General features: G+C 46.4%; 10 protein-coding genes. 5 read left to right on the plus strand and 5 right to left on the minus strand.

Translation table 11 applies throughout. The features are described from left to right. Nucleotides 1–146: 146 nt before the first annotated feature. From LK436_RS15985 to ftsH, 3 genes are all read right to left on the minus strand, one after another. Nucleotides 147–794 (minus strand): GNAT family N-acetyltransferase, encoded by a 648-nt coding sequence (locus tag LK436_RS15985; RefSeq protein WP_208924446.1) that lies wholly within the window; start codon nucleotides 792–794, stop codon nucleotides 147–149. A gap of 39 nt (nucleotides 795–833) precedes the next feature. Continuing rightward, entirely contained in the window at nucleotides 834–3,674 is a 2,841-nt protein-coding gene (gene uvrA, locus LK436_RS15990; protein ID WP_015573091.1) for an excinuclease ABC subunit UvrA, read from the minus strand. Nucleotides 3,675–4,423: 749 nt separating this feature from the next. Continuing rightward, the gene (ftsH, locus tag LK436_RS15995; RefSeq protein ID WP_008399493.1) at nucleotides 4,424–6,286 is read right to left on the minus strand and encodes an ATP-dependent zinc metalloprotease FtsH; all 1,863 of its coding nucleotides are present in this window, start codon (nucleotides 6,284–6,286) and stop codon (nucleotides 4,424–4,426) included. A gap of 722 nt (nucleotides 6,287–7,008) precedes the next feature. On the opposite strand from ftsH, the gene LK436_RS16000 reads away from it, so the two are divergent. The 3 genes from LK436_RS16000 to LK436_RS16010 all read left to right on the plus strand — a co-directional run bounded on the left by LK436_RS16000 (nucleotide 7,009) and on the right by LK436_RS16010 (nucleotide 11,042). After that, on the plus strand, nucleotides 7,009–7,470 hold the full coding sequence (locus LK436_RS16000; protein WP_008399495.1) for a MarR family winged helix-turn-helix transcriptional regulator: 462 nt from the start codon (nucleotides 7,009–7,011) through the stop codon (nucleotides 7,468–7,470). Between the two features lie 264 nt (nucleotides 7,471–7,734). Continuing rightward, nucleotides 7,735–9,366, plus strand: coding sequence for a hypothetical protein (locus tag LK436_RS16005; RefSeq protein WP_008399497.1), 1,632 nt, complete (start codon nucleotides 7,735–7,737; stop codon nucleotides 9,364–9,366). Between the two features lie 290 nt (nucleotides 9,367–9,656). After that, nucleotides 9,657–11,042, plus strand: coding sequence for an ATP-binding protein (locus LK436_RS16010; RefSeq protein WP_008399498.1), 1,386 nt, complete (start codon nucleotides 9,657–9,659; stop codon nucleotides 11,040–11,042). A 197-nt stretch (nucleotides 11,043–11,239) separates the two neighbouring features. On the opposite strand, the gene LK436_RS16015 is transcribed toward LK436_RS16010, so the two are convergent. Continuing rightward, the gene (locus LK436_RS16015; protein ID WP_021965377.1) at nucleotides 11,240–12,880 is read right to left on the minus strand and encodes a cell wall-binding repeat protein; all 1,641 of its coding nucleotides are present in this window, start codon (nucleotides 12,878–12,880) and stop codon (nucleotides 11,240–11,242) included. Between the two features lie 323 nt (nucleotides 12,881–13,203). Here LK436_RS16015 and LK436_RS16020 point away from each other — a divergent pair, with 323 nt between their 5' ends. Beyond that, entirely contained in the window at nucleotides 13,204–14,127 is a 924-nt protein-coding gene (locus tag LK436_RS16020) for a tyrosine-type recombinase/integrase (RefSeq protein WP_008399500.1), read from the plus strand. 206 nt (nucleotides 14,128–14,333) lie between these two features. On the opposite strand, the gene LK436_RS16025 is transcribed toward LK436_RS16020, so the two are convergent. Beyond that, nucleotides 14,334–15,530, minus strand: coding sequence for an IS256 family transposase (locus LK436_RS16025; protein ID WP_008399502.1), 1,197 nt, complete (start codon nucleotides 15,528–15,530; stop codon nucleotides 14,334–14,336). 416 nt (nucleotides 15,531–15,946) lie between these two features. On the opposite strand from LK436_RS16025, the gene LK436_RS16030 reads away from it, so the two are divergent. Then, a complete protein-coding gene (locus LK436_RS16030; protein ID WP_347476059.1) occupies nucleotides 15,947–16,594 on the plus strand; it encodes a tyrosine-type recombinase/integrase in 648 nt (215 codons plus the stop codon). Nucleotides 16,595–16,795: the final 201 nt, after the last annotated feature.

The following is a 16,795-nucleotide window of genomic DNA, read 5'->3' on the forward strand; positions in this document are numbered from 1 at the left end:
TGAACGTCAAAGTGAATATCCAAGCCCTGATATATAAAATGAGGACAAAATCAGCAGGCACAGATGCAGACTTGACAGTATTTTTTGGTATTCTTCATAGCTTTTTATATGTTTTATCGCTTTTGCAGTTTCTTCGCAGTTTACCTTTATAAGCCGTAATACTCCTCTGCAGTTTTCTTCCTGTCTTTTCTTCCTGGCTTTTCTTTCCATCCTTCTCTTTCGTTCTTTCCATTACCTGTCTTTTCGTTCTGCCTTTTTATTCCCCCTCCCACTTCCTTCTTCCCATTTTCCTCCGCAAATTCCAGAACCTTTCGGATCCCCACATAATCTCCAGCTGTAAACGCTTCCCCGACAGATCGGTACCCGCTTTTTTCATAAAAGCGGTTTAAAGCCTGATTTTCTGCCTGGCAGTCTAAGCGGACGCCTCTTTTGCCCTGTTTTCGGGCATATTCCTCAATCGCCTTTAAAAAGGCCTGTCCCGCTCCTTTTCCCGCCAGGCCGGTTCTCGTGGCAAGGTGGTGGACATAAAGGTATGCCCTGTCTCCATCCCACCTCTCATCACTCTCCAGAAGCGCTGCCGCTCCTGCTATATCCGCTCCCCTCATCAGGAAAAACAGCCTTCCATTCCTGGCATGCTCAGCAAAATATTCCTCTGAATAAAAATCCAGATACTCCTCATCATTCCACTGATGCATTCCCATCTGTTCCATCCAGGCAATGCGCTCTTTTATAACTGCGATAAAACTGGAAACCTGCCCTTCCCCTGCCGGCTCCAGCCGATAATTCCTGTCCATCTCATCCCTCATCCGCTTCACGTTCAAACCTTTCTGCCTCTAATTTCTTCCGGCTGCCTCCAGGTATTTTTTTACATACTCTCCTGTATAGGAAGCCGGATTTTGTGCTACCTCCTCCGGTGTCCCCTTGGCAATGACTGTACCTCCCTTATCCCCTCCATTGGGGCCAATGTCGATGAGATAGTCTGCCGTTTTTATCACATCCAGGTTGTGTTCAATGACAACCACCGTATTTCCTCCGTCTGAAAGCCTGCGCAGTATCTCAATCAGCTTGTGCACATCTGCAAAGTGGAGGCCTGTGGTCGGCTCGTCCAGCACATAGATCGTCTTTCCCGTCCCCCTCTTGCTGAGCTCCGTGGCCAGCTTGATTCGCTGAGCCTCGCCTCCCGACAGCTCTGTGGAGGGCTGTCCCAGACGGATATAGGAAAGTCCCACATCATTCAGAGTCTCAATCTTTCTGTAAATCGAGGGCACATTTTCAAAGAAATGGAGAGCCTCCTCCACTGTCATATTCAGCACATCATAGATGCTCTTCCCCTTGTATTTAACCTCCAGAGTTTCTCTGTTATAGCGTTTTCCTCCGCAGACCTCACAGGGCACGTACACATCCGGCAGGAAGTGCATCTCGATCTTGATAATTCCATCGCCGCTGCAGGCCTCGCAGCGGCCTCCCTTCTTATTGAAGCTGAAACGCCCCTTATTGTAGCCCTTCGCCTTGGCGTCGGGGGTCGATGCAAACAGGTCGCGGATCAGATCAAAGGCTCCCGTATAGGTGGCAGGGTTGGAACGGGGAGTGCGGCCGATGGGAGACTGATCAATTGCAATAATCTTGTCAAGCTGCTCGGTTCCCTCAATGGTCTTGTGCTTTCCCGGTATGGTTCTGGCCCGGTTCAGCTTTTTGGCAAGGGCTTTGTAGAGAATCTCATTGACCAGAGAGCTCTTTCCGGAGCCTGACACACCGGTTACGCAGGTCATCACTCCCAACGGGAAGGAGACGTCAATATTTTTCAGATTATTTTCCGCTGCACCGCGCACGGTAATCCATCCAGTAGGTTTCCTGCGCTCTGCGGGAACCGGAATTTTAATCCTGCCGCTCAGATATGCCCCTGTGATGGAATCCTTACATTTCATGATCTGTTTGGCTGTACCCACTGCCACCACATTTCCGCCGTGCTCTCCTGCTCCCGGACCGATATCCACAATACAGTCTGCGGCAAGCATGGTATCCTCATCGTGTTCCACCACAAGCACCGTATTTCCCAGATCCCGAAGGTGCAGAAGTGTCTTCAGCAGCTTGTCATTGTCCTTCTGGTGAAGACCGATGCTGGGCTCGTCCAGGATATAGGCAACTCCTACCAGACCGGAGCCGATCTGGGTGGCAAGGCGGATTCTCTGAGCTTCTCCTCCTGACAGGGTTCCCGTAGCGCGGGAGAGCGTCAGATAATCCAGTCCCACATCAATGAGGAAGCTGACTCTGGCGCGGATCTCCTTCAGAATCGGCGCTCCGATGGCCTCCTGCATGGGAGTCAGGCTCAGTCCGTCAATAAATTCCCTGTATTTGACAATGGACATATTGGTAGCTTCATAGATATTTTTTTCTCCCACTGTAACGGCAAGGGCTTCCTTCTTCAGTCTCTGTCCGCGGCAGGCAGGGCAGGGAGTAATCCGCATAAAGGTCTCATACTCTGCCTTCATAGCGTCAGAAAAGGTTTCCCTGTACTTTCTGTTCATGCTCTGGATCAGTCCTTCAAAGGCAACGTCGTAGACGCCCTCTCCCCGCTGCCCCTTATAACGGACCTTCAGTACCTTTCCTCCTGTTCCGTGGATCAGGACATCGTGAATCTCCTTGGGATAATCCTGGAAGGGGGTGTCGAGGCTGAAATGATACTCCTCTGTCAGCGCGTCGAGAATGGCTCTGGTAAAGCTGCCCTTGTCCGTACAGGACTGCCAGCCCATTCCCACAATCGCCCCCTGGCTGATGCTCAGGGATTTATCCGGAATCAGCAGATCCTCATCAAATTCCATCTTGTATCCCAGTCCAAAGCATTCCGGGCAGGCGCCGAATGGATTATTGAAGGAAAAGCTCCTCGGCTCCACCTCGTCCACACTGATGCCGCAGTCCGGGCAGGCAAAATTCTGGCTGAAATTCATAGTCCCCTGCTCCGGTATCTCCACCGTCATCAGCCCGCCTGTAAGCTCCATGACGGTTTCAATGGAATCTGTCAGACGCTTCTCGATTCCCGGCTTCACAACAAGGCGGTCCACCACAATTTCGATATTGTGCTTGATATTCTTATCCAGCTTGATCTCCTCAGAAAGCTCATAGAGGCTTCCGTCAATTCTGACACGGACATAGCCGCTCTTTCGCGCCTGCTCAAGCACCTTCACATGCTCTCCCTTTCTTCCCCTGACCACCGGGGCCAGAAGCTGAATTTTCGTCCGCTCCGGCATCTCCATAATCTGATCCACCATCTGGTCCACGGTCTGGCGGTGAATCTCTCTGCCGCACTTCGGACAGTGAGGGATTCCGATTCTGGCATAGAGAAGCCTCATATAGTCATAGATTTCCGTCACAGTTCCCACTGTAGAGCGTGGATTCCTGTTCGTGGACTTCTGATCAATAGAAATAGCCGGCGATAAGCCTTCTATACTCTCCACATCCGGTTTCTCCATCTGTCCCAGGAACTGCCTTGCATAGGACGACAGAGACTCCATATAGCGCCTCTGCCCCTCCGCATAGATCGTGTCAAAGGCCAGAGAGGACTTACCGGAACCGGAAAGCCCCGTCAGAACAACCAGCTCATTTCTGGGAATATCCACTGATATATTTTTCAGGTTGTGCTCATTGGCACCTCGTATTTTAATGTACTGTTTTGCCATATTTTTAAACTCCCTCACTGTTTTCACATTTTCACAAAATTTCGGCCAGACCCTTACATCTGCCGCCGCAAACTGACTGCCTCGTCTGCAGCTTCATCTGTTTTTATCTATTCTTCCTCTCAGACATCCGGCTTTCGGCCAGAACTCCCCGGCAAAATTTGACATTCGCCTCCTGTCTCTGAATCTGATGATGCCCGGTACCGCCGCCTGCAGGCATACGGCCAGTCTGAGCTCATTATACTATAACCCCACGTGCGGCGGTATGGAAATTGCAATATTTTTAGACAAAATTCACCACTGTATGTTTCCTCACGCCGCGCCGTATCCAACTGCGCCGCGGTTCTAAAAAGCAGCCGGAACCGCTTTTTCTTTCGGTTTTTGTTTTAGCTTCATTATATCACATGCAATCTCCCTTTGCAAACATTTGTTCGATTGTCTGGCTGTTAAATTTTCATGCAGAGATAAAAAGCCTGAGAACTCACGCTTCATCCGCTGATCCCCAGCCCAGTTCATTGCCTCAGCGTCTTTTCCTTTCCCGCTTTCGCAACTTACTTATGGACTGCCCTTCTCACGGACAAACTGCTGTTCTCAGGCTCTTTTCATCTGTCAGATTATGACATGAAACGCTCTTGTCTGTTTCCTGTTTTCCTTTCTGTTTTTCCTTCCTGTCTTTCTGTTTTCTCTTCCTGTTTCGTTATTTTTTCGTACTGATCTGCTGTTTTTCCTTCCTCTGCTCCATTGCCGAATTCTTAATTCTGCTGACTCTCCTGCTGCTTTCCTGCAGAATCTGCCTTCAGGATCTCCATAAACTCCTCTCCTGTTATGGTTTCCTTCTCAAGCAGGTAGGCAGCCAGCTCATGGAGCTTCTCCTCGTTTTCTTTCAGGATCTGGACCGCTCTGTCATGGGCCCTGCGCACAGTATCGATTACCTCCTCGTCAATCCGCATGGCCGTGTGCTCCGAGCAGGCCAGAGAGGCGTCCCCGCCCAGATACTGGTTGGTCACTGTTTCCAGTGCAACCATGCCGAACTGCTCACTCATACCATACCGTGTCACCATGGCGCGGGCAATCTTTGTGGCCTGCTCAATATCGTTGGAGGCGCCTGTGGTAATGGAATGGAAGACAAGCTCCTCTGCCGCACGGCCTCCTGTGAAGGTCACAATCTTGTTGAACGCCTCCTCACGGCTCATGAGGAAGCGCTGATCCTCCTCCACCTGCATGGTATATCCCAGCGCCCCGCTGGTCCTTGGAATAATAGTGATTTTGTGGACGGGAGCAGAATGGCTCTGCATGGCAGCCACCAGGGCATGGCCGATCTCATGGTAAGAGACAATCTTCTTCTCATCCATGGAAACTCCGGCATCCTTCCTCTGATAACCGGCAATGACAACCTCCACGCTCTCCTCTAAATCCTGCTGAGAAACGGTTTTTCTTCCCATCCGCACAGCCCGAAGGGCAGCTTCATTGACAATATTTGCTAAATCCGCTCCGCTTGCGCCGCTGGTGGCACGGGCAATCTCATTGTAATCCACTGTTTCATCCACTTTCACATTTTTAGCGGAAACTCTGAGAATGGCCTCACGCCCCCTCATATCGGGAAGCTCCACAGGAATCCTTCGGTCAAACCGTCCCGGTCTCAAAAGTGCCTTGTCAAGAGACTCCGGCCGGTTGGTCGCCGCCAGAATCACAACACCCTTGCGGCCGTCAAAGCCGTCCATCTCTGTCAGAAGCTGGTTCAGCGTCTGTTCTCTCTCATCGTTGCCTCCCATGTTTCCGTCGCGTTTCTTTCCAATGGTATCGATCTCGTCGATAAAGACAATACATGGAGCCTTCTCATTTGCCTGCTTAAACAGATCCCTCACCTTGGCAGCTCCCATTCCCACAAACATTTCCACAAACTCTGAACCGGAAATGGAGAAAAACGGAACATGGGCTTCTCCGGCCACCGCCTTTGCCAGAAGTGTCTTTCCTGTTCCAGGAGGGCCTACAAGCAATGCGCCCTTGGGAAGGGTCGCTCCGATTTCCGCATATTTTCCCGGATTGTGCAGGAAATCCACAATCTCCTTCAGGGCATCCTTCGCTTCCTCCTGCCCGGCCACATCGGCAAATGTCTTTCCCGTCTCAGATTCTGCATAAATTTTGGCATTAGACTTTCCAAACGTCATCGCATTTGGCCCGCCCATCCGCTTCATCATAGCCCGGCCCATAATCTGGCCAATCAGAACAAAAAATACAAGGGGCATAATCCAGGTAATCAGCACATCCAGAAGGGGGGATGCCTGTGTCGGAATCTCCTTGCTGAACTTCACATCCGTACCCTCCAGACGCTCCGCCAGATTTTCTCCGGTCGGCAGTCCTGTCTTGCGCACAAGCCTGTGTTCATCGTCCTTCAGTGTATACATAACCTCTTCATTGGTAGTTTCATAGACCTCCTCTATATTCCCCTCGTTCAGAGAGGTGAGAAACTGGTCGTACCGCACTTCCACCGTCCGATCCATCAGAGACGGAAATACAAAAATATTTAACAGCAGCAAAACCAACATGACGATTCCATAGTAATACAGGAACGAACGTCTTGGCGGTTTCTTCTGTTCTGTATCCTTATTCTCCATAGATTTACTCTCCTTTTGATCTTTTTTCTTCTTTCCTTACGGGTTCACTCTATTATATTTTCTGCTTCAGTTCAGGGTCTCTGATCTTTATCGAAGTCCTGCCGTTCCTTCCTCTTACAGTAATATTTGCTTCTGCTTAAGCGGAGATTTTATTCCTCCTTTTCGCTTCCCTTAATCTCAGCAGTTTCTTGCAGTTTCTCTTCAGTCAGTTTTCCTGACTGACTTTTCACTCTGTATAAATCATTGACATTCCTGAAAATATTATACTTTGCAGACAGGCAATCCGCTGTCAGTAGCAAAGGCACAGATGAGCTGACACTGCTTGTGAGCAGAAAATACAATTTGATCTTACGCAAATAACAATAACTCTGTTGTTTACTTTTGTCAATGGTTTATAGTAAATATTTATTTACTTTTAATAATTATTGATTTATCATCGCTTATATGATATGATTCGATTAGAAACATTAAATCCCGCTTCCCTAAAACATCGCAGGAGCGTTTGGTTCCTGTATATCAGACACCGGGCATCTAACTTCTGCAATACCGATATATAAATCTTTCCGCAGAGGTTTCACCTGATATGGCCTTATTCATAATATAGCTTCATTCATAATATGGCCTCATCCATTTTAAGAACTTCATCTGAGGAAATTCACAATACACTTGATTGATGCCCGGTTCTGAGAAAACATTAAAATATATAAAAAAGGAGCAATTACATGATGAGTACTGATATAAACACGGCCGGCAAACACTTTCTGCAGTTTGCCATCGCCTTTCTAAGCCTGACCAAGTGCCAGTACCAGCAGGCGAATGATGTGAAAGTAAATTCATTAGGCTTTTTCACTTTAGTTGCACTGGAAAACTGGGCAGATGAAAATTATACGATGTCCGATCTCGCAGACAAGCTGCAGATCGCCAAACAGCAGCTGTCCAGGCTCATTAATGATTTGGAGGCCAAGGAGCTGGTGGAACGAATCCACGACACCGCAAACAGGCGAAGAGTATATATACGGATCTCCAGGCATGGCCTTGAAATGATGGATGAGCTGAAGCAGTCCATGCTTAAAAGCACCACAGCGGCACTGTCAGCATACAGTGAAGACGAGCTGGAAGAGCTGGATCACTGCCTGTGCCGCCTGACGAAATTAATGGAAAAATTTAATGCGGACGGCTGCTAGTCCGCTGATTTCTTTTTATTCCCAGAGTGTCTGCTGATTGTTCCTAAAACAGCAGGCACTTTCATTTTTTAAAATTTTCTGTACTCTAAAAGCGACCCCCGGTATACATTTGAAACTTCTCATTTTTCTCTTACAGCCCTTCCTGTGGGCTCTCTATGCCAACCTTCTATAATTTCCCTTATCCGAAGTATAATAGCCACGTAATGCAGTTAGGAATTTCGAAAAAAATGATTTCAAGAAGAAAAAAAGGAGAGTGCATTCATTATGAGAAAGCAGACTAAATTAGTTGCAGTTCTTTCTGCAGCAGCTTTACTCGCTGTAGGCGCTTCCATGACATCTTTCGCAGGTTGGGAGAAGGATGAGGATGGTATCTGGCACTACTATGACAGCGATGATGAGATGGTAACAGACGAGTGGAGAAAAGACGGCTCCAAGTGGTTCTATCTCGATGAGGATGGAAACATGCTGACAGATTCCTGGGTAGACGATGAGTACTACGTAGGTTCTGACGGCGCTATGTTAAAGAATCAGTGGGTTAAGACAACAGCTGATGAGGATGTAGATGATCCAGAGGATGACGGTGATCACTGGTACTACTTCTCCTCCAATGGTAAGAAAGTAGAGGATGACACTAAGAAGATCAATGGCAAGACCTACTACTTCAACGAAGACGGCGAGATGAGATATGGTTGGTACCAGGATGCCAACGGCGATGTATTTTATCTTGGCAGCGAGGACGAAGGTTGGAGAGCCGAGAGCCAGTGGTTATGGCTTGCATTACCGGATGAGGATGAGGTTGACAGAAACAGCGTTAGCTTCTGTGATGACGACAGAGAATGCGAAGTACACTGTGATGAAGAGGGCTGGTACTACTTCGGAAGCAACGGCAAAATGTACAGAGATTCTAAGAAGAAGAAAGTAAATGGAAAGTACTACTTCTTTAACGAGCACGGCCAGATGCTGTATGAGTGGATCAACAACCAGAAGTACAATGTAAGCAGTAGCTCTGATCTTGTAAGCGGTACAGATGAAAAAGGCACTACATACCAGAAACCAGGTGCTGCTTCTTCCAGCAACGGCGTCTTAGATGACAATGCTGATTATAAGGGAGGAAGCCAGATCTGGAATATGCAGTACTCCAATGTAGTGGAAGATGGTTCCAGAGCAAACGGCTGGTACGAGATCGACGGTTCTGCTGATACAGGCGAAGATGGTGATACAGATTGGTACTACTTCGATGACGGCGAGCCAGAGAGGGCAGATGCCGGAAAAGACTTTGTTACTGTAGACGGCGATGGAGCAAAGGTATTCAGAGCAAAGATTAAGATCAATGGAAAGTACTTCTGCTTCAACGAGATGGGTCAGATGCAGACAGGTCTTCAGTACGTCGGAGCTGACAAGGCATTCTACTACTTTGATGAGAACGGCTATATGCAGACAGGCAAGGAAACAAATGTAGAGGATGATGATGATTCCTACAACTTCTACTTCATTACCAAGAACGGCAAGAACGGCCAGGGACAGATGGGAGAGAAGGACAACTACCTTTACTTTGGTGGAAAACGCCTTGAGGCTGATGATGACTACAAGATCTACTTCCTTGATGGGGAGTATTATCTGGTAAATAACAAGGGTAAAATCCAGGATTCCAAGTCCAAGAAGTACGATGTGGAGAATGGAAACGGCATGACAGACGCTAAGTTTACTTTCAAGAACAACGGCGGTATTTCTAAGGTATATGTCGATGATGTCGAAGTTCCGGCAACTGAGTGGAAGAAAGATGCGGAAATCCCAGAGATTGCTCTGTATGATGGATACTTTACATATGATGACGGAGATGTTTTAGGATGGTATACAGAAGATCAGTACAATGGTTTCGCAAGAAATAATAATTGATAACCTGTAAATCATGAATTTAAAAGGGGATGCTATCTTAATTGCGGGAAACCGCAGGAGGATAGTATCCTCTTTTTTACATTCTAAAATTTAAAAATCCATCGATAATTACACTTAATATTTAGAAAATATGAAACTATAAGTATAAACTTATTCTTTTCCACGCTTTTATCGATATATCCCCTCTATTATTTTTCAATTCAATATTTAACATTGACATATATTATAAAATTACTTTTAATAAAATTACTAATTTTAAAATTAGTAAAAATAATTAAAGGGGGCTAATTATGTTTGTAGGAAGAGAACGGGAACTGCAGAAGCTGGAATCGATGTATGAAAGTGATCAATTTGAGTTTGCCGTTTTTTACGGCAGACGGCGGGTAGGTAAGACAACCCTCATCAATGAATTCTGCAAGAATAAAAAGACAATTTTTTTCGTTGCATCTGAGGCAGCCAGCCAGGAAAATCTGGAACTTTTCTCGAAAGCTGTCTTTCAGGCCACAATGCCGGGGTTGACATTTCCTTCTTTCAGAAGTTATGACGAATTATTTTCCTATATAGACAATATATGCAGTCAGGAGCGGATTATCCTGGCAATTGACGAGTTTCCCTATCTGGCGGCCAGCTACAAGGCAGTTTCTTCCCTGCTGCAGGCTCATATTGACCAGAAATGGAAAAACAGCAGGCTGTTTCTGATTTTATGCGGTTCTTCCATGATCTTCATGGAACATCAGGTTCTGGGGTATAAAAGCCCTCTCTATGGGGGAAGAACTGCGCAATTTAAAATTCATCCATTTACATTTTTCGAGTCCAGACGTCTTCTGGAGGATTTTTCCAAGGAAGAGCAGGCCATCATTTATGGCATAACAGGAGGAATTCCAGAGTATTTAAGCCGTATTCGCCCCTCTGTTTCTCTGGATGAAAATATTATTGATCTGTTTTTTACGGAAAGCGGAAGACTCTATGAAGAACCCTCCAATCTTCTGAAGCAGGAACTGAGGGATCCGTCTACGTACAATTCCGTTATTGGGGCAATCGCTTCTGGTGCAAGCCGCCTCAATGATATAGCGGTTAAGACAGGAATCGAGACAGGAGCAGCAAGCAACCTGCTGGTTTCCCTCATAGAGCTGGGGAACGTCCGAAAGGAAATTCCCGTTACAGAAAAAGCTGGAAGCCGGAAGACTATTTATCTGCTGCAGGATCAGATGTTTCGGTTCTGGTACCGCTTTGTGGCTCCAAATATCAGCGGAATTGTCCGGGGAATAGGGGCTGAAATCTATGAAAAGCAAATCCGGCCTCAGCTCAGCCATTTCATGAGATTTGTATTTGAAGAAATTTGCCAGCAGTATCTGTATCTTCCGCAGAACCTGTCTTCTGCCCCGTTTCTGTACAGCAAATGCGGAAGATGGTGGGGAAATAATCCTGTCGAAAAGCGCCAGGAAGAAATTGATATAGTGGTGCTCGATGAGAGCCATATCCTGTTGGGGGAATGCAAATGGCAGAATGCTCCGGTAGGAGTTGATGTACTAAGGGATTTGATTCTTCAGGGGAATTTATTTTACATTCAGGAAAAATGGTTTTATGTTTTTGCAAAAACGGCCTTCACAAAAGATTGCATAGACTATGCAGAAAAGAGTAAAAATATACATCTGATTACGTTTGATGAAATGTAATAATGAGCGAGAATCAAGGCTGAAATCATATGGCAGCAGGTCTGGGCTCTATGTCAATAGCTGGGACGGGACTCGTTTGAATCCCGCCCCAGCTATTGACATAGGCTCTAAAAGCGCCGACAGAAGAATAATCAAATCTGTCTGCCAGCGCCTTTTTTAATTAATCAATCGTTTACCTGAAATAGGCTACCCAGATATTAATCTACCCAGCTTGGAGCCTTGTCTGCTGTAAACCACTTAAGACCAGTTCCTGGAATGTCTGCGCTATTTCCGCTTCCCTCCGTCTCAATCTCGTATGTAAAGTATCCATCATATAAGGAAACGTAAGGGATAGTTGCTGCTTCTCTTAAGTCAGCCCAATCCTCATCTGTAGCCTTTTCTCCATCAATTTCTACAATGCCGGTAATCTTATTTCCACTGAAGGTGAACTGTACATCTGTAAGACCATTTCCATTCTCCACATCATATTTCTTAGACTTGGAGTCCTGGATTTTGCCCTTATTATTTACAAGATAGTAAGCACCTTCGTAGTAAACAACTCTGTAGTCATCATCTGCCTCGATGCGTTTTCCTTCGAAGTATAAGTAACCATCCTTCTCGCCCTTCTGTCCCTGGCCGTTCTTGCCATTCTTGGTGATAAAGTAGTAATTGAAGGAGTCATCGTCATCCTCTACATTGCTCTCTTTACCTGTCTGCATATAGCCGTTGTCGTCAAAGTAGTAGAATGCCTTGTCCTTTGGAATGTACTGAAGCCCTGTCTGCATCTGACCCATCTCGTTGAAGCAGAAGTATTTTCCGTCAATTTTGATTTTTGCTCTGTAAACAGGAGCTCCATCTCCATCTGCAATATCTAAAAGATCTCTGCTAGAATCTGCTCTCTCTGGCTCTCCATCATCGAAGTAGTACCAATCTGTATCTCCATCTGTACCTGTGTCAGAGGAACCGTCGATTTCATACCAACCGTTTGCTCTGGAACCATCTTCTACAACATTAGAATACTGCATGTTGTAGATATATCCAGCGCCTTCCTCACCGTCAGCTACAGCATTTCCATCTAATGCATTGCTTGCAGATGCATTAGTCTCTAACTCTGCACCAGATGGTGTTGTGTTCTTATTTACAACATACTTCTGGTTATTGATCCATTCGTATACCATCTGACCATGCTCATTGAAGAAATAATATTTTCCGTTTACTTTCTTCTTGTCTGCCTTCTGGTACATTTTACCATTGGATCCGAAGTAGTACCAACCTTCTTCATCACAGTCTTCACACTCGTCAGAGTCGAAGTCAACACCGTTTCTGTCAACCTCATCCTCATCTGGTAATGCAAGCCATAACCACTGGCTCTCTGCTCTCCAGCCTTCGTCCTCGCCGCCAAGGTAGAATACGTCTTCACCATCCTGATGCCAGCCGTATCTCATCTCACCGTCTTCGTTGAAGTAGTAGGTCTTGCCGTTGATCTTCTTGGAATCTTCCTCTACCTTCTTACCATTGGAAGAGAAGTAGTACCAGTGATCACCGTCATCCTCTGGATCATCTACATCCTCATCAGCTGTTGTCTTAACCCACTGATTCTTTAACATAGCACCGTCAGAACCTACATAGTACTCATCGTCTACCCAGGAATCTGTCAGCATGTTTCCATCCTCATCGAGGTAGAACCACTTGGAGCCGTCTTTTCTCCACTCGTCTGTTACCATCTCATCATCGCTGTCATAGTAGTGCCAGATACCATCCTCATCCTTCTCCCAACCTGCGAAAGATGTCATGGAAGCGCCTACAGCGAGTAAAGCTGCTGCAGAAAGAACTGCAACTAATTTAGTCTGCTTTCTCATAATGAATGCACTCTCCTTTTTTCTTCTTGAAATCATTTTTTTCGAAATTCCTAACTGCATTACGTGGCTATTATACTTCGGATAAGGGAAATTATCGCAAGTTGTCCCCGGTTCACGGCTGTATTTATCTGGTTTTCCCCAATTTCTTGTCTATTTTTCCTGTTTTTCCACCATTTTTTTATTTTTCTCTCAATATTATCTTGCTTTTCAGTCTGTCGAATGTTATAGTTAAACGGTGATTCTTAGAATTGGATAATATTTCCATTTTTAGACATTTTTGCAACTATTTATATTTATGCATTCATAATCAAGGAGAGTTTCTCATGGCTTTGTCTGTCAATCAGTTTCAGGCTCCTGAACCACATTCTGTATATTCCGAGAACCGCCGTCTGGAGGCTTCCGACAAAGAGGAAATCGCCGAACGAATGAAAGAGATTGACTCTGCAATCCAGGGTTTTTGCCAATATCTGCATACAAAAAATATGGCGTCTAACACGATCCATGTCTATTCCTATGCTCTTCGGCAGTTTTTATGTCGTTATCGCCAGGTTGACTTTTCCAACCTTCACCTTTATAAAGTTTTTCTTCTGGAACACTATAAGCCGCAGACAGTCAACCTGCGTATTCGGGCACTGAATTCTTATCTGGAGTTTACAAGGGCCAAATCCCAGAAGCTCTCCATGGTAAAAATACAGCAGAGGAACTACCTTGAAAACGTAATCAGCGAGGCAGACTACGAGTACCTGAAAAACTGTCTTCTGAGAGATGAGAAATACCTCTATTACTTTATTATCCGTTTCATGGCCGCTACCGGAGCCCGGGTCAGTGAAGTCATTCAGTTTCAGGCTGAGGATATCAGAAACGGCTACAAGGATCTCTACTCCAAGGGAAACAAGGTCAGACGTATTTATATTCCTAAAGCCCTTCATCAGGATGCCCTTCGCTGGCTGGAGGCTTCTAAGATCCAGTCAGGCGATATTTTTTTGAACCGTTTCGGCAAACGCATTACCCCAGCCGGGATACGCGGGCAGTTGAAGGTTCTGGCTCTCAACTACGGCATCAACCCTGATGTAGTCTATCCCCATTCCTTCCGTCACCGCTTTGCCAAAAGCTTTATCGAAAAATGTGGGGACATTTCCTTATTATCTGATCTCCTCGGACACCGCAACATTGAGACAACGAGGATCTATCTGCGCCGTTCCAGCAGCGAACAGTACGATATCATCAATAAAGTAGTGGACTGGTAATGAACATGAATTTTGAAGAACAGTTGGAATATTTTAAACTTTATCTCAGAAAGCAGGGAAAGAGCTCTAACACAATCCTCTCCTACCTGTGTTCCCTGCGCCTTTTTTACTCTCTCTACAGCGAACTGAATGTGGATAATCTTCATGCCTAGATTGTGTCAATAGTTTTTCGCAAAATTAAAATCTTGCCGTTTGGCAGCCGGTAGTCAGCCGGCTATGATATCAGACAGCTGATCCTCTTCTGGATTGAAAAGATGATCCATATTCATGTAACGTCTGGCTCCCCAGCTTGTTGCTGCTACATGACGCAGTCTGGCACATACGAGCATCAAGGCGCTCTGCCCGTCAGGAAAAGCGCCGATCGCTTTTGTACGGCGTTTAATCTCACGGTTGAGACGCTCAATCGCGTTATTGGTCCGGAGCCGGGTCCAATGCTGCGTAGGAAAATCCATATAGGTCAAGGTTTCCTCGATTCCGTCCTCCACCTTTTTGGCAGCTTTGGCAAGCTTCATAGACCGGAGTTTTTCCGATACCTGGAGCGCTTTTTCACGAGCAGCATCCTTGCTCTCCTGTGCATGGATCGCCTTGAGCATAAGCGCTACCGTTTTCATCTTGTTACGGGGCGTAACAGAAAATATATTTCTGTAAAAATGAACTGTACAACGCTGATATCTGGCATCCGGAAAGACTTCTGGAATCGTTTCAAGCATGCCGAGGTTCTTGTCGCCAATGATCAATCGAACACCAGTAAGCCCGCGTTCCTTCAGCCATACGAAGAAAGAACGCCAGCTTTCACGATCTTCCTTCATCCCTTCAGCGGCACCAAGGATCTCCCGGCAGCCATCCTGGCTGACGCCAATGGCAACAAGAACAGAAACATTCTGGATTTCGCCGCCCCAGCTGCGTTTCAGGTAAACGCCATCTACGTAAACATAAGGATAGCTTCCAGAAAGCGGACGGGTACGCCAGGTTTCGATATGTTCATAAGCCTTTTTGTTCAGGTTACTGATGGTTCCAGGAGATACTTTTGTTCCCCATAAAGCCTCGGTGATATCCTCAACGCGGCGTACAGAAACACCGGCCAGATACATCTCAATCAGAGCTTCTTCCACGGAAGATTCTCTGCGGCGATATCTTTCAATAATGGCCGTCTCGAAAGGAATGCCCTTGAGTTTTGGAACTTTCAGCTCCACTTCGCCTGCAGCTGTATGGAGATTCCGTTTATAATGGCCGGAACGATATCCCTGGCGATCAGAAGAACGCTCATACTTTTCAGCGTTAACTAATTCGTCGGCTTCCTTATCAAGCAGGGCATTTAAAGTCTCCTCAACACTGCTGCGGACAAGATCCTTTAAATCGTGCTTTATTAAATCCTCATTTAGCTGTATAATCTTATCAGACATGGTTTTATAGCCTCCTTTGATAGATTTGGTTGTGGTGACTTAATTTTACCAAACGGCTATAGACCATGTCTATTTTTATGAAATTAATTTTGCGAAATTAATTATACGTCATCCATGCCTACCGGGAATATCTTCTGTCACATTACAGGATCAATACAGTCAACACCCGCATCCACGGTATCAACCGCTTTCTTGAATGTCTCTCTGCCGCCGACGGCGAAAGCCCCCACGGCAGCAGTGAAAGCTATATAAATAAGGAAGCTTTTCATTCCGAATCTGCAGTTTCTTCCCTCACCGCCTTCCGCCTGGAACCGCTGAAGGCCTCCCCTTCCCCTGAAAAAATATATTCAAACTCCCAGATATTCCAGTGTGAATATCCCCCTGCCGAATCTGCCCCCTCTGCCTTAACCTCTTCTTTGGGATATTCACCTTCTACTGAGTCTGTATATCCCTGCTCACTCCCCGCCCCCTCTGACGGAAACAGCTTCAAGCTGAACCCCGTAAAAAAGCAGCAGAAAACGTATCTTGACACCGTCATTTCTGAACGGGACTATGAGAAATTAAAAAGGCGCCTGAAAAAGGACAATAACTATTACTGGTATTTTGTAGTCCGCTTTCTCGGGGCGACAGGCGCCAGAATCAGCGAGCTGCTGCAGATCAAGGTGGAGAACCTGAAAAGCGGCCATCTGGATCTCTATTCCAAGGGCGGAAAAATCCGCCGGCTCTACCTGCCCCGTCGGCTCTGCGACGAGGCCCTGCCGTGGTTTGAATCCAGGGGAATGAAAAGCGGTTTTATTTTTCTCAATCATCATGGCCAGGTTATATCAGCCCGTGGAATTGCAGTCCAGCTCAAACAGCTTGCCGTGCGGTACCGGATCGATCCCGGCACCGTCTATCCCCATTCCTTCCGCCACCGCTTTGCCAAAAATTTTCTGAAGAAATTCAATGATATTTCTCTTCTGGCAGACCTGATGGGCCATGACAGCATTGAAACCACCAGAATCTACCTGACCCGCTCAAGCGTGGAGCAAAAGGAGCTTCTGGACAGAATCATTACCTGGTAGCAGCAAAAAATCTGACGGAATTTCCATGAAAAAGCAGGCAGGCCCGCCTCAGCTCTCCACTCCCTCAATCATGAGGGGCTTGCCTGCTTTTTCGCGCCGCCGCGCGGCTGCTTTAAACAGCCTTTTTCCTCTGCGCGGCGTGCGCATCCCGCCCGGCAGGGCTTTTCGTATTATAGGAAATTCGGAAGAATTTCCTACAAT

This window comes from Clostridium sp. M62/1 (assembly GCF_020736365.1).
Lineage (GTDB): Bacteria > Bacillota > Clostridia > Lachnospirales > Lachnospiraceae > Otoolea > Otoolea saccharolyticum_A.

Bases quoted from the DNA above. Each gene is read 5' to 3' on its own strand.
- LK436_RS16015 (WP_021965377.1), bottom strand. From the start codon at position 12,880: ATGAGAAAGCAGACTAAATTAGTTGCAGTTCTTTCTGCAGCAGCTTTA.
- LK436_RS16010 (WP_008399498.1), top strand. From the start codon at position 9,657: ATGTTTGTAGGAAGAGAACGGGAACTGCAGAAGCTGGAATCGATGTAT.
- LK436_RS16025 (WP_008399502.1), bottom strand. From the start codon at position 15,530: ATGTCTGATAAGATTATACAGCTAAATGAGGATTTAATAAAGCACGAT.
- uvrA (WP_015573091.1), bottom strand. From the start codon at position 3,674: ATGGCAAAACAGTACATTAAAATACGAGGTGCCAATGAGCACAACCTG.
- ftsH (WP_008399493.1), bottom strand. From the start codon at position 6,286: ATGGAGAATAAGGATACAGAACAGAAGAAACCGCCAAGACGTTCGTTC.
- LK436_RS16000 (WP_008399495.1), top strand. From the start codon at position 7,009: ATGATGAGTACTGATATAAACACGGCCGGCAAACACTTTCTGCAGTTT.
- LK436_RS16005 (WP_008399497.1), top strand. From the start codon at position 7,735: ATGAGAAAGCAGACTAAATTAGTTGCAGTTCTTTCTGCAGCAGCTTTA.
- LK436_RS16020 (WP_008399500.1), top strand. From the start codon at position 13,204: ATGGCTTTGTCTGTCAATCAGTTTCAGGCTCCTGAACCACATTCTGTA.
- LK436_RS15985 (WP_208924446.1), bottom strand. From the start codon at position 794: ATGGACAGGAATTATCGGCTGGAGCCGGCAGGGGAAGGGCAGGTTTCC.